General features: G+C 64.0%; 11 protein-coding genes and 1 pseudogene. 9 read left to right on the plus strand and 3 right to left on the minus strand.

Annotation, left to right across the window (positions count from 1 at the left end; genetic code table 11):
* Positions 1-273: 273 nt before the first annotated feature.
* A complete protein-coding gene (locus tag EN786_RS06310) occupies positions 274-1,953 on the minus strand; it encodes a sulfotransferase (RefSeq protein WP_127309866.1) in 1,680 nt (559 codons plus the stop codon).
* Between the two features lie 165 nt (positions 1,954-2,118).
* Between EN786_RS06310 and EN786_RS06315 the strand changes: the two genes are divergently transcribed.
* The 5 genes and pseudogenes from EN786_RS06315 (at position 2,119) to EN786_RS06335 (ending at position 6,190) form a co-directional block, all read left to right on the plus strand.
* Complete coding sequence (locus EN786_RS06315; RefSeq protein ID WP_127309865.1) at positions 2,119-3,231, plus strand: pyridoxal phosphate-dependent aminotransferase; 1,113 nt, start codon at positions 2,119-2,121, stop codon at positions 3,229-3,231.
* 96 nt (positions 3,232-3,327) lie between these two features.
* A complete protein-coding gene (locus tag EN786_RS06320) occupies positions 3,328-3,612 on the plus strand; it encodes an acylphosphatase (protein WP_127283025.1) in 285 nt (94 codons plus the stop codon).
* Between the two features lie 119 nt (positions 3,613-3,731).
* Positions 3,732-4,196, plus strand: a pseudogene (locus EN786_RS06325) (HlyD family efflux transporter periplasmic adaptor subunit); the annotation flags it as partial.
* 130 nt (positions 4,197-4,326) lie between these two features.
* On the plus strand, positions 4,327-4,974 hold the full coding sequence (locus EN786_RS06330; RefSeq protein WP_127283024.1) for a TetR/AcrR family transcriptional regulator: 648 nt from the start codon (positions 4,327-4,329) through the stop codon (positions 4,972-4,974).
* A 52-nt stretch (positions 4,975-5,026) separates the two neighbouring features.
* A complete protein-coding gene (locus tag EN786_RS06335; RefSeq protein WP_127283023.1) occupies positions 5,027-6,190 on the plus strand; it encodes an isovaleryl-CoA dehydrogenase in 1,164 nt (387 codons plus the stop codon).
* 17 nt (positions 6,191-6,207) lie between these two features.
* On the opposite strand, the gene EN786_RS06340 is transcribed toward EN786_RS06335, so the two are convergent.
* On the minus strand, positions 6,208-6,600 hold the full coding sequence (locus tag EN786_RS06340) for a hypothetical protein (RefSeq protein WP_127283022.1): 393 nt from the start codon (positions 6,598-6,600) through the stop codon (positions 6,208-6,210).
* A 245-nt stretch (positions 6,601-6,845) separates the two neighbouring features.
* Between EN786_RS06340 and EN786_RS06345 the strand changes: the two genes are divergently transcribed.
* The 4 genes from EN786_RS06345 to EN786_RS06360 all read left to right on the plus strand — a co-directional run bounded on the left by EN786_RS06345 (position 6,846) and on the right by EN786_RS06360 (position 11,494).
* Positions 6,846-8,453: a carboxyl transferase domain-containing protein gene (locus EN786_RS06345; RefSeq protein ID WP_127309864.1), complete on the plus strand. Its 1,608-nt coding sequence runs from the start codon at positions 6,846-6,848 to the stop codon at positions 8,451-8,453.
* A 1-nt stretch (position 8,454) separates the two neighbouring features.
* The gene (locus EN786_RS06350) at positions 8,455-8,985 is read left to right on the plus strand and encodes an O-acetyl-ADP-ribose deacetylase (RefSeq protein WP_127283020.1); all 531 of its coding nucleotides are present in this window, start codon (positions 8,455-8,457) and stop codon (positions 8,983-8,985) included.
* A 120-nt stretch (positions 8,986-9,105) separates the two neighbouring features.
* Complete coding sequence (locus EN786_RS06355) at positions 9,106-9,483, plus strand: hypothetical protein (protein ID WP_127283019.1); 378 nt, start codon at positions 9,106-9,108, stop codon at positions 9,481-9,483.
* Positions 9,484-9,532: 49 nt separating this feature from the next.
* Complete coding sequence (locus EN786_RS06360; protein ID WP_127283018.1) at positions 9,533-11,494, plus strand: acetyl/propionyl/methylcrotonyl-CoA carboxylase subunit alpha; 1,962 nt, start codon at positions 9,533-9,535, stop codon at positions 11,492-11,494.
* 61 nt (positions 11,495-11,555) lie between these two features.
* On the opposite strand, the gene EN786_RS06365 is transcribed toward EN786_RS06360, so the two are convergent.
* A complete protein-coding gene (locus tag EN786_RS06365) occupies positions 11,556-12,677 on the minus strand; it encodes an ABC transporter substrate-binding protein (protein WP_127309863.1) in 1,122 nt (373 codons plus the stop codon).
* Positions 12,678-12,737 lie beyond the last annotated feature (60 nt).

Here is a 12,737-nt window from a genome sequence, read left to right on the forward strand (position 1 = left end):
ACCCCGTCGAACAGACTCGGCAATTCAAATGCGATTGGCCTGCCCCGCAAGGTCAGATTGGATGTCGCGAAGTGCCTTTGCCGGTCTTCGGCTTCGAAGAAGGCGTGCCGAGGCAGACGGCTACCGATCTCGCCCTTGCGGGGTGAGGTGGTTGGCAGGCCAGAGGGGGTGAAACTCGACGGCGGGGCACCAGGTTTCTGGACCGCGGCGCCCGCTTCGCATTCGCTCGGCTCCAGGAGGTCATGGTGGCTGCGCGTTGACCGCGAATGTTTCTTAAAGTTCAGCCAGATCTCCCAAGGCTTCAATCAATGGCTGGATTCTGCCTTCATAGTTCTTCCAGTGCTTGACTGACGACTTGTAGATCGGCTGGCGAACTTGCCAGCGACTGATTGTCCTGACCGAGCCCGCCTTGTCGAAAAAGCGAAGGCAGGCATCATTCCAAGGCAGGCCAAGATGGTCTATAAGACGGCGCGATTGCCTCTCCTGATCCGAAATGAGATCTTCATAGCCGTTCTCAAAAATTCGCCCGGGCAGAACCGTGTTCCAATGGCGCATAAGGCGATCATACTCGCGGTAGTACAGACCCAGGGTTTCGAGATCGCAACTGAAATTATGGCCTTCCTGAAGGTTTGAAAAGAAGCAAGAAAGACAATTGTCGATTGCGTCACGCCTGCAGTGAATAATCCGAGCATTTGGAAACAGAATCGCAATCAGCCCGACCAGCTCGAAATTGTGGGGCAGCTTGTCGACAATGTACGGAGCGTTTGCCGAATAATGACGCAGGTAGGACAGATATTCTTCTGCCAGCGCTTGAGATTGCGGGATCGTCATCGACCTTACCCACTCGCCGAAAGACTCCCCCGCCCTGAGACTTAAGCCGATAGAGGCCGCCATTCGCCCCAGTTTCGTGAGCTCTCCGGCCCCGTGAACTTCCGGGTGGCTCGAGCAGATTTGCTCAGTCAGAGTTGTACCCGAGCGCGGCATACCCAAGATGAAGACGGGCACCTCGGACGGATTTCCATAAGCTGCTTTGTCTGCCAACAGCTGCGCATCGAACACGCCGATGAGCGAATCAACCCGCTTGCGATAGAAATCAATGTCGAACTCACGGGCCTTGAGCGCCTTGCCCTTCAAGAAATGATCCATCGCCTGGTCATAACGCCCCAGGTCGTTCAGGATCTTCCCCGCCGCCAGGTGAAGCAGACTCGACTCACCCGAGGAAATCGCGCTGTCGCCGAGCTCGTTCAGGATTTGGCCGAGTTCGGGAGTCTCGGCAGAAAATTTTCGAGTGTTTGCAAAGGCAATGTAGCCTGCAGACACATTCACGCGCCCGGCAATGGCTTCGTTCAAATAGGTTGTTGCCTCGTCCATCCGTCCGAGGCCTATGAGTGCACTCGCAAGGCCCAAACCGGCGAGCGGATGATTGCGATCGATCTTCAGCGCTTTTTCATAGAGAGGCAAAGCCATTTCAGCCTTGTCAAACCTGCCGTATGCCTCGCCCAGCCGGCAAAGCGCCTCAACCAGATCCGGTTTCAGTTCACAGGCGCGCTGCAAGTGCTGAATCGCCAACGGGTGATCATTAACTTTCAGATAGGCTTCTCCAAGACTAAGCCGATAATAAGGGTTCCTCGGTTCCCGTGCCGCTGCACGCGCCAAAAACTTGATGGCCAACTCATCATCGACGCCAAGCCCCAAAGTGCCAAGAATGTACAAGGCAAGCGGATGTTCGGGCGTTCTTGCCAGAACACGGTGACACAGCTCCTCGGCCTCCGGCAGCCGCTCAGCCTTTTGCAGTTCGAGCGCCTGCCGCAGCAGCAGGTCGTCGGCCTGCGCGCGCGACGGCGTTGACTGCAGCGGCCTTGCCTGCAGCGGCTTTGGCTGGGGCTGTTTGGCCGGTGGCGTGGACAGGCCCTTGAGATGCTTGGACCAGGCGGGAGGCAGCCGATTGTTCATCTTGCCTCGCTAGCAAAATCGACCCGCGAAATCCAGCATTAGAGAAGGAACGCGCGAGTCCCCACATCCACAAGCTAGCGCCCCTCCATTTCCCCTGGCGGCAACTTGCGCAGCCTACCTGTCCACGCTAGCAAGGAGGCCCTTTTTCTCGACGAGCCTCTTGCCATGCGCCTGCGCCCTCCCCTCACGCCGCTTATCGCCGCGCTTCCCTCGACGGTGCCGTTTGTCGGCCCGGAAGCGCAGGAGCGTGACCGCGGCCGTCCGTTCCGCGCCCGTATCGGCGCCAATGAGAGCAGCTTCGGGCCCTCGCCCCGCGTCATTGCCCGCATGGAAAGCGTCGCGCGCGACCAGTGGATGTATTGCGACCCCGACAATTTCGACCTCAAGCAGGCGGCCGCCGCCCATCTCGGCGTCGGCGCCGAGAATGTGGTTATCGGCGAAGGCATAGATGGGCTGCTCAGCCTGGTGGCGCGCATGTATGTGGCGCCTGGCGACGCGGTGGTGACCTCGCTCGGCGCCTATCCGACCTTCAACTTCCACGTCGCCGGCGTCGGCGGAAGGCTGGTCGCGGTGCCCTACGAGAACGACCGGGAAAGCCTGGACGGCCTGCTCGCGGCGGCGGTCCGCGAAAAGGCGCCGTTGGTCTACCTCTCCAATCCGGACAATCCGATGGGCAGCTGGTGGGAGGCCGGCGAAATCATCCGCTTCATCGAGGCGTTGCCCGAGACCACCATGCTGGTGCTCGACGAGGCCTATGGCGAGCTCGGGCCGGCCTCGGCGCTGCCGCCGATCGACGTGTCCCGGCCCAACGTCGTCCGCATGCGCACCTTCTCCAAGGCCTATGGGCTGGCCGGCATACGCTGCGGCTACGCGGTCGCCGAGCCCGAGGTGATCCGCGATTTCGAGAAGATCCGTAACCATTACGGCGTCAGCCGCATGGCGCAGATCGCCGGCCTCGAGGCGCTGGCCGACCAGGATTATCTGGAAAGCGTGGTGACGCGCGTCGCCGCCGGGCGCCGGCGCATCGCCGCAATCGCCGAGGCGAACGGGCTGAAGCCGCTGCCTTCAGCGACCAACTTCGTCACCATCGACTGCGGCAGCGACGGCGGCTTCGCGCTGAAGGTGCTGCAGGGCCTCCTGTCGCGCGACGTGTTCATCCGCAAGCCGATGGCGCCCGGGCTAGACCGCTGCATAAGGGTCAGCGTTGGCCTCGACCACGAGCTCGACATCTTCGCCGAAGAATTGCCGGGCGCGCTCGCGGCCGCCCGGGGTAACTAGCAGCAGCCGCTCGGCGGCTCGACCGCGTCGATACCGGGTTGCCTTTGGCCGGCCACATGCCCAGATTCTGCAAGGCGAAGGCGGAAGGTTGATAGGATGCAGGGCAGGCAGCGCGCCGTGCGGGCACGCATTTCCGGCAAGGTGCAGGGCGTCAGCTATCGTGTCTGGACGCGCGGCGAGGCGATGCGTCTCGGCCTGACGGGCTGGGTGCGCAACGAACGCGACGGCTCGGTGACGGCGCTGATCGCCGGCGCCGATGGCGCGGTCACGGCCATGATCGAGCGGCTTTGGCAAGGGCCGCGCGGGGCCTCGGTCGCGAAGGTCGAGATCGCGGAAAGCGCCGGCGACGACGCGCCAGGCGACTTCCGAATCGTCACCTGACCGAATGTCGCAGCAAGCTCGGCAGCGGCCTCGAACCCAGGCACGACATCCTCACGAGAACTGCCCGGCAATGAAGCGCACGACATATGTGTGTATGTTCTGATTTGTTTCCTTTAGCGCTGAAGCAGATCGACATCCGCGCGCCGCAGTCGGGGCGCGTGCACCAATTGGCGGTACACACGATCGGCGGGGTCATCGCGCCCGGCGAGGCGATCATGCAGATCGTGCCGACCGCCGACGCCCTAGTGGTCGAGGCGCGCGTCGCTCCGCAGGACATCGACCAGGTCCGCGTCGGGCAGCCGGCCGCGCTTCGCCTGTCGGCGTTCAGCCAGCAGACCACGCCGGAGGTCGAGGGCCAGGTGGACCGGATTTCGCCCGACCTCATCGAAGACCAGAAGGCTGGCGTTGCCTATTACGCCGTGCGTATCGCGCTGACACAGAGCAGTCTGAAACAAACCGGACAGCTCGAGCTGAAACCCGGCATGCCGGCCGAGGTTTTTCTGAGGACAGGCGAGCGCACGGTTCTCTCCTACCTGCTGAAGCCTTTGACCGACCAGGCGAGCCGCGCCTTCAGCGGCGACTGAGGCTCCGGTCCGATCGACGTCGCCACTGTTGCGGTCGATCCTGCCTTTTACCGCACTGTTCGAGGCGCCCATTCCTCCCTTGAATTAATTGAACGTTCGTTTTATTATCCGAACGAAAGAGGAAGCGGGAATGGCGCGCACGACGGGTTCCGATGGCGAAAAGACCGAGGCTGCCGTTCGCGAAGCGGCGGTCGGCCTGATCGCGCGCCTCGGCTACGAGGCGATGTCGATGCGACTGCTGGCGGCGGAAGTCGGCGTGCAGGCCGCCGCGCTCTACCGCTACTTCCCGACCAAGGAAGACCTGCTGTTCACGCTGATGCGCGAGCACATGGAAGGACTGCTCAAGGCATGGGATGCGGCGCGCCCGGCTGGCGCCGATCCGGTCGCGCGGCTCGCCGCCTATGTCGAAAACCACATCGCCTTCCATATCGCGCGCCGCTCCGCCACGCATGTCTCGAACATGGAGCTGCGCAGCCTTTCGCATGACAGGCTGACGCTGATTCTGAAGCAGCGCACCGCCTACGAGAAGGAACTGCGTGCCATCCTGCGCGACGGCGCGGAGAATGGCGTCTTTGCGATCGACGACATCGGGCTCACCGCCATGGCGCTGATCCAGATGATGACCGGCGTCATTGTCTGGTTCCGGCCGGGCGAGCGGCTGTCGATCGGCGAAGTCACCACGTCATATCTTTCGATGACAATGCGCCTGGTCGGCGCGACAATCAGCCAAGGCACCGCGCGTCCCTCCGGGCGCGCCAGGGACGTCGTGGCGCTCTGAGTTTCACGCATGATCCCCCGCGAGGATCGGGGCATGCGCAGGGAGGAACGGCATGTACACGAACACGCTGAGCTTCGGGCTCGATCCGGACATCGAGGCGCTGCGCGACCTTGTGCGGCGCTTCGCGCAGGACAAGATTGCGCCGATCGCGGCCGAGATCGACCGTGCCAACGAATTTCCAGCGCATCTGTGGGTGGAGCTCGGTGCGCTCGGCCTGCTCGGCATCACCGCCGATCCGGATTTCGGCGGCACTGGCATGGGCTATCTCGCCCATGTCGTGGCGGTGGAGGAGATTTCGCGCGCCTCGGCCTCGGTCGGCTTGTCCTATGGGGCGCATTCCAATCTCTGCGTCAACCAGATCAACCGCTGGGCAACGCCTGATCAGAAGGAGAAATACCTCCCTGCCCTCTGCTCGGGCGAGAAGGTCGGCGCGCTGGCGATGTCGGAATCGGGTGCCGGATCGGACGTGGTGTCGCTCCGGCTGCGCGCCGAAAAGCGCAACGATCGCTATGTGCTCAACGGCTCCAAGATGTGGATCACCAACGGGCCCGACGCAGAGACGCTGGTGGTATATGCCAAGACCGATCCGGATCGCCATTCGCGCGGCATCACCGCCTTCATCATCGAAAAGGATTTCGCCGGTTTCTCGGTGGCGCAGAAGCTCGACAAGCTCGGCATGCGCGGCTCCAACACCGGCGAGTTGGTGTTCGAGAATGTCGAGGTGCCGTTCGAGAACGTGCTGCATGAGGAAGGACGCGGCGTCGAGGTTCTGATGTCGGGCCTCGACTACGAGCGCGCGGTGCTGGCCGGCGGGCCGATCGGGCTGATGGCGGCCTGCCTCGACGTGGCGGTGCCTTATGTGCACGAACGCAAGCAGTTCGGTCAGCCGATCGGCACCTTCCAGCTGGTGCAGGGCAAGCTCGCCGACATGTACGCGACGATGAACGCCGCGCGCGCCTATGTCTATGCGGTGGCCGCGGCCTGCGACCGCGGCGAGACCACGCGCAAGGACGCCGCCGGCTGCGTTTTGTTCGCCGCCGAGAAGGCAACGCAGATGGCCCTCGATGCGATCCAGCTGCTCGGCGGCAATGGCTACATCAACGACTATCCGACCGGCAGGCTCCTGCGCGACGCCAAGCTCTACGAGATCGGCGCCGGCACCAGCGAAATCCGCCGCTGGCTGATCGGGCGCGAGATCATGGCGGAGGGGGTGTGATGGTCCCCTCCGCCATCTCAGCCGAAGGCCTTGGGCAGGTCGTCGGTCGGCTTGGCGACGATCTGATGCGCATCGCACCACAGAATCTCGCGCTGGCGCGCCGACGTTATCGACCGCACCGGCAAGCCGCCCTCCTCGATCAGCCAGGCGCAATAACGCGCGCGGCTGATCGCCTCCCTGGCGTCCGGATGAAACCAGCAGACGCCCCAGATCGAATTCCGGCGTTTGAAATGCCGGCCAACCCTGCCAGGAATGGGCAAATGCCGATTGAACCAGCCGAACTGATCCTTCAGTTCGTCATGGATCCAGTCCGGGCAGCCGTTCCGGTACAGATACCAGGACGCATGGAAAAAGCCGGTCTCCACCCGGCTCTTCGGATGGATCAGCGGCGTTACAAACCGCAAATACATTGTGACACCCACAGCGCTTGCGGGCGCCGTGTTCCTCTTGCTCAAATTCGGGACGTGGAAAGCCGCCCTTCGGCGGCGTCAGGCCATGGCCGAAGGGAGACATCTGGTGAAACGCATATCCATGCCTTTCATCGTCGCCTCCTGAGGGTGTCACTACTAAGAAGGATGCCATGCTTGGCGCGCGGCATCCGGGCGCGGGCTGTTACACTGGTTCCGTCGCGGCATCAAGAGGTGTGAGGAACAACGTGGCCACATTGCAATCCCAGATCTCCCCCGTCTCCGACACCTTCCGCGCCAATGCCGAGCGCATGCGGGCGCTGGTCGCCGACATTTCCGAGAAGGCTGCAAGCATCGAGCGCGGCGGCTCGGACGAGGCGCGCGAGCGCCATCTCGGGCGCGGCAAGCTGTTGCCGCGCCAGCGCCTGGCGCAGTTGCTCGACATCGGCTCGCCCTTCCTCGAGATCGGCCAGTTCGCGGCATGGTCGATGTATGGCGAGGACATTCCGGCCGCCGGTCTCATCGCCGGCATCGGCCGCGTCGAGGGCACGGAGGTGATGGTCGTCGTCAACGACGCCACGGTGAAGGGTGGCACCTACTATCCGCTGACGGTGAAGAAGCACCTGCGCGCGCAGGAGATCGCGCTGCAGAACAACCTGCCTTGCGTTTATCTGGTCGATAGCGGCGGCGCCAATCTGCCCAACCAGGACGAGGTGTTTCCCGACCGCGAGCATTTCGGCCGCATCTTCTACAACCAGGCCAACATGTCGGCGGCAGGCATCCCGCAGATCGCCTGCGTCATGGGCTCCTGCACTGCGGGCGGCGCCTATGTGCCGGCAATGTCGGACGAGACGATCATGGTGCGCAACCAGGCGACCATCTTCCTCGGCGGCCCGCCGCTGGTGAAGGCGGCGACAGGCGAGGATGTCAGCGCCGAGGAGCTCGGCGGCGCCGATGTCCACACAAGGCTTTCCGGCGTCGCCGACCACTACGCAATGGACGACGAACACGCGCTGGCCATTTGCCGGCGCATTGTGAAGAACCTCAATCGGAACAAGGCGGTAAGCCTGAACTTACAGAAACCGATTCCGCCGCTTCACGATCCGCATGAGCTCTACGGCATCGTGCCGACGGACCTGCGCCAGCCCTATGACGTGCGCGAGGTGATCGCGCGCACCGTCGACGGCTCGGAGTTCGACGAGTTCAAGCAGAATTATGGCACCACCTTGGTTACCGGCTTTGCCCATCTGCACGGCATGCCGGTCGGTATCATCGCCAACAATGGCGTGTTGTTTTCGGAGAGCGCGCTGAAGGGCGCGCATTTCATCGAGCTCTGCTGCCAGCGCGGCATTCCGCTGGTCTTCCTGCAGAACATCACCGGCTTCATGGTCGGCAGGAAATACGAGGCCGGCGGCATCGCCAAGGACGGCGCCAAGCTGGTGATGGCGGTCGCCACCGCCAGGGTGCCGAAGGTGACGATGATCATCGGAGGTTCGTTCGGCGCCGGCAATTACGGCATGTGCGGGCGGGCCTACTCACCTCGTTTCCTGTGGATGTGGCCGAATGCGCGCATTTCGGTGATGGGCGGCGAGCAGGCGGCGACGGTGCTTGCCATGGTCAAGCGCGAGGGCATCGAGCGCAAGGGCGGCGAGTGGAGCGCCGAAGAGGAAGCGAAATTCAGGAAGCCCATCCTGATGAAATACGAGCATGAGGGTCATCCGCTCTATTCCTCGGCGAGGCTGTGGGACGACGGCATCATCGACCCGGCGAGGACGCGCGAGGTCCTGGCGCTCAGCCTGTCGGTCGCGCTCAATGCCGACATCGAGGAGACGCGCTTCGGCGTGTTCAGGATGTGAGATGAGCGCTCCTGGCGACAGGCTCCGCATCAATACCGGTGACATCACCAGGCTCGCGGTCGATGCCATCGTCAACGCAGCCAATTCGTCGCTGCTCGGCGGTGGCGGGGTCGACGGCGCCATCCATCGCGCGGCGGGGCCTGAACTCCTGGCGGAGTGCCGCACGCTCAACGGCTGCGAGACCGGCGATGCAAAGCTGACCAAGGGCTACCGGCTGCCGGCGCGCTACGTCATTCACACCGTCGGGCCGGTCTGGCAGGGCGGCGGCAAGGGCGAGGCCGAGCTGCTCGCCTCCTGCTACCGGCGCTCGCTCGAGATCGCCAGCGCCCATGATTGCCGCACGATTGGCTTTCCGGCGATCTCAACCGGCATCTACGGCTACCCGAAGGACAAGGCGACGGGGGTTGCTGTCGGCAGCGTGAGCGATTTCCTCAGCCAGAACGCGATACCGGAAACCGTCATCTTCTGTTGCTTCGACGAGCAAACGGCGGAACTATACCGAGAGGCCGTTGCTGCGGTCGGTGGAGTCTGAACTTCATGGACCAATCAAATAATTTGCGAACTCAAATAGGATTTTTCGATACCGGGCTGGTCGCCTCGGAGAATACACGCTACTGCTCACCCCGCAATTTGCGGTGGGCATGGGGTGAAAATGAAACTGAACTATTTTCGGCGTATAGCTGCTTCGATACTTGCGGGATTGCTTATATTCGCCTTGCCCGGCGCGGGCGCGGCGGAGTCGCTTGCCGGCAAGGTGGGCGACAAGCGGTTCTCTCCGTATTTACCTGGGAATCCGAAGGACGAGTGCATCAAAACCTACCACGACTATGTGGCGGCCGGCGGCCATTCGGCCTATGCAACGACCTTCTATTCGCGCGTCGTCGACCTCTACATCATCTGCGGCTCGGGGCTGAACGCGCCGTCGCAAACGGCCGCGGAAGAGCGGGCGCTACGATCCTGCCAGGCGGGCCTGAAGAAGTGGAAAGTCAGGACCGCGAGCGGCGGCTGCGAAATCGCGGCGTCGAAATAGGCCGACGCTCGCCCGACTGGCGCCGACCGAGGCAAAACCGGGAGGCTCCATGTTCGGCAAGATCCTGATCGCCAATCGCGGCGAGATCGCCTGCCGCGTGATTCGCACGGCACGAAGGTTGGGCGTGCGCACCGTCGCCGTCTATTCCGATGCGGATGCGAGGGCCTGGCATGTCGAGATGGCCGACGAGGCAGTCCACATCGGCCCCTCGCCTGTCGGAGAAAGCTATTTGCGCGGCGATAGAATAGTCGCGGCGGCGCTTGCCACAGGCGCGGAGGCGATCCATCCGGGCTACGGCTTCCTGTCGGAGAACCCGGATTTCGTCGACCAGGTGACGGCGGCAGGGCTGGTCTTCATCGGCCCGTCGGCGGCCTCGATCCGCGCCATGGGATTGAAGGACGCGGCCAAGCGCCTGATGGAGACGGCGGGCGTTCCTGTGGTGCCCGGCTATCACGGCGAGGCGCAGGAGATCGTGCTCCTCGCCTCCAAGGCGCGCGAGATCGGCTATCCGGTGCTGATCAAGGCGCGCGCCGGCGGCGGCGGCAAGGGCATGCGGCGCGTCGACCACCCGGACGATTTCTCAGAGGCGCTGTCCGGCGCCCGGCGCGAGGCCAAAGCGGCCTTCGGCGACGATCGCGTGCTGGTGGAAAAATATGTCGACAAGCCGCGCCATATCGAAGTGCAGGTGTTCGGCGACAATTTCGGCAATGCCGTGCATCTTTTCGAGCGCGATTGCTCGGCGCAGCGCCGCCACCAGAAGGTGATCGAGGAAGCGCCCGCTCCCGGCATGACGCCGGCGCTGCGCAAGGCGATGACCGAGGCCGCGGTGAAGGCTGCCAAGGCCATCAGCTATTCAGGCGCCGGCACGATCGAGTTCATCGTCGACGCCTCGCAGGGGCTGAAGGCCGACCGCTTCTGGTTCATGGAGATGAACACCCGCCTGCAGGTCGAGCACCCCGTCACCGAAATGGTCACCGGCATCGATCTGGTCGAATGGCAGCTACGGGTCGCGTCCGGCGAGAAGCTGCCGAGCGCGCAAGCCGAGATCCAGCTTGCCGGCCACGCCTTCGAGGCGCGTATCTATGCCGAGGACGCCACCAGGGGATTCCTGCCGGCGACGGGCACGCTGCATCATCTGAAATTCCCGGATGCGGCGCCGGCGCATGCAGCCATGCGCATCGAGACGGGCGTGCGCGCCGGCGATGCGATCTCGCCCTTCTACGATCCGATGATCGCCAAGCTGGTGGTGCACGGCAAGGACCGGGCCGCCGCGCTTGCGGCGCTGCGCAAGGCGCTGGCTGAGACCGAAGTGGCCGGCTCGACGGTCAACACCGCCTTTCTCGCCGCGCTCGCCGCCGATGCCGATTTCGCGGCCGGCGACGTCGACACCGGGCTGATCGGCCGGCATCAGGACGAACTGGTGGCGATCGCCCCGCCGAATGGCGAGATCATTGCCGCCGCGGCGCTCGCGGCATCGGGCGCCGGCGCGCAAGAGCCGACCAGCGACCCCTGGTCGGCGCTTGCCGGCTATGCGCATTTCCACACGGTGGAGCGACGCACCCGGCTGCGCTACGGCGAAGAAGCCATACTGGCGCGCATCTCGATGCGGCCGGACGGCCGCTTCCAGGTGGCGCTGGAGGCGCCGTACGAAGAGGTCAATTCCCACGACCTGAGGACCACGCCTCGCCTCGCCCGCTGGCCAGGCCACGTCACCGTGTTCGAAGGCGCGGCCGGCTACAATTTCGCGGTTCCCGACCCGCTGGCGAAGGCCGACGAAGCCGCCGCCGCATCCGGGAGCCTGCGCGCGCCGATGCCCGGCCTGGTCAAGCTGGTGCGCGCGGGGCCGGGCGATGCTGTCGTCAAGGGCCAGCCGCTGCTGATCCTCGAGGCGATGAAGATGGAACATACGATCGCCGCCCCGCATGACGGGGTGATCGCCGAGATCGTGGCAGAAGGCGCGCAGGTCAGCGACGGCACCGTGCTGGTGCGCTTCGAGGAACCGCAGACCTGACTGTCCAAAATGAAAATGGCCGGAGCAGATCCGGCCATTTCCGACTGTCAGGCAGCGACGATCAAGGCTGGATCGGCGCGTATTTGCCGTCGTGCCACTGGTTGATGTCGTAGCTGGCGTTCTTCAGGTCGCCCTTCTCGTCGAAGACGACGTCGCCGACCACGGTGCTGATCGGCTGGCCGTTCTTCAGCGCTTCGGCGACCTTGGCCGGATCGTCGCTGCCGGCGCGCTTGATGCCCTCGGCGAAGGCCTGGACCACGGCGTAGGAGAACAGCGTGAAGCCTTCCGGCACGAAGCCGCCCGCCTTGATCTTGGCGATGGCGTCCTTGGCTTCGGGCTTGGCCTGCGGATCCGAGGGGAAGACGAACATCGTGCCTTCGCCGGCCGGCCCTGCGACCTGCCAGAATTCCGGAGTGGCGATCGAGTCCGGCATGATCAGCTGGAACTTGACGTTCTGCTCGGCCGCCTGGCGCAGGATGAGGCCGCCCTCGGGGTGGTAGCCGCCGAAATAGACGACGTCGGCCTTGAGCTCCTTCAACTTGGTGACGAGGGCCGAATAGTCCTTCTCGCCGGCATTGATGCCTTCGTAATCCACTTCCTTGAGGCCGCCGGCATTCATCGTCGCCTTGACGGCATCGGCCACGCCCTGGCCGTAGGCGCTCTTGTCATGCAGGATGACGACATTCTTGCCGGCATATTTCTTGGCGATCCACGGACCGATGAAGGCGCCCTGCGCATCGTCGCGCGTATAGAGGCGCATGATCGTCGGCCAGCCGGCCTTGGCCGCGGCATCGGTCAGCTCCGGATTGGAGGAGGCCGGGCTCATCATCAGCGTGCCGGCCTCGGCATAGACGGCGGATGCCGGAATGCTGGAGCCCGAGCAGGCATGGCCATCGACGAATTTGGTGCCGTCGGCGACGATGCGGTTGGCGACGGAAACCGCCTGCTTCGGATCGCACTGGTCGTCCTGGACGTCGAGCTTGATCTGGTTGCCGTTGACACCGCCAGCGGCGTTGATGGCGTCGGCGGCGGCCTGCGCGCCCTGCTTGAACTGGTCGCCGATGGTGGCGAGCTGTCCGGTCATCGGACCGACCACCGAAATGGTGATGTCATCGGCAAATGCCAGCGGCGCGCTCATCATCAGGCCCAATGCGGCTGCGCTCAAAATACCTAATTTTTTCATGGTGATATAACACTCCACTCGCGCGCGGCCGCTCCGGCCGCGCTTCTTTTAGAGAGGCCG

This window comes from Mesorhizobium sp. M4B.F.Ca.ET.143.01.1.1 (assembly GCF_004792275.1).
Taxonomy (GTDB): Bacteria; Pseudomonadota; Alphaproteobacteria; order Rhizobiales; family Rhizobiaceae; genus Mesorhizobium; species Mesorhizobium abyssinicae.

Coding starts and splice junctions, on each gene's coding strand:
- EN786_RS06310 (WP_127309866.1), bottom strand. CDS start 1,953: ATGAACAATCGGCTGCCTCCCGCCTGGTCCAAGCATCTCAAGGGCCTG.
- EN786_RS06315 (WP_127309865.1), top strand. CDS start 2,119: ATGCGCCTGCGCCCTCCCCTCACGCCGCTTATCGCCGCGCTTCCCTCG.
- EN786_RS06320 (WP_127283025.1), top strand. CDS start 3,328: ATGCAGGGCAGGCAGCGCGCCGTGCGGGCACGCATTTCCGGCAAGGTG.
- EN786_RS06330 (WP_127283024.1), top strand. CDS start 4,327: ATGGCGCGCACGACGGGTTCCGATGGCGAAAAGACCGAGGCTGCCGTT.
- EN786_RS06335 (WP_127283023.1), top strand. CDS start 5,027: ATGTACACGAACACGCTGAGCTTCGGGCTCGATCCGGACATCGAGGCG.
- EN786_RS06340 (WP_127283022.1), bottom strand. CDS start 6,600: ATGTATTTGCGGTTTGTAACGCCGCTGATCCATCCGAAGAGCCGGGTG.
- EN786_RS06350 (WP_127283020.1), top strand. CDS start 8,455: ATGAGCGCTCCTGGCGACAGGCTCCGCATCAATACCGGTGACATCACC.
- EN786_RS06355 (WP_127283019.1), top strand. CDS start 9,106: ATGAAACTGAACTATTTTCGGCGTATAGCTGCTTCGATACTTGCGGGA.
- EN786_RS06360 (WP_127283018.1), top strand. CDS start 9,533: ATGTTCGGCAAGATCCTGATCGCCAATCGCGGCGAGATCGCCTGCCGC.
- EN786_RS06365 (WP_127309863.1), bottom strand. CDS start 12,677: ATGAAAAAATTAGGTATTTTGAGCGCAGCCGCATTGGGCCTGATGATG.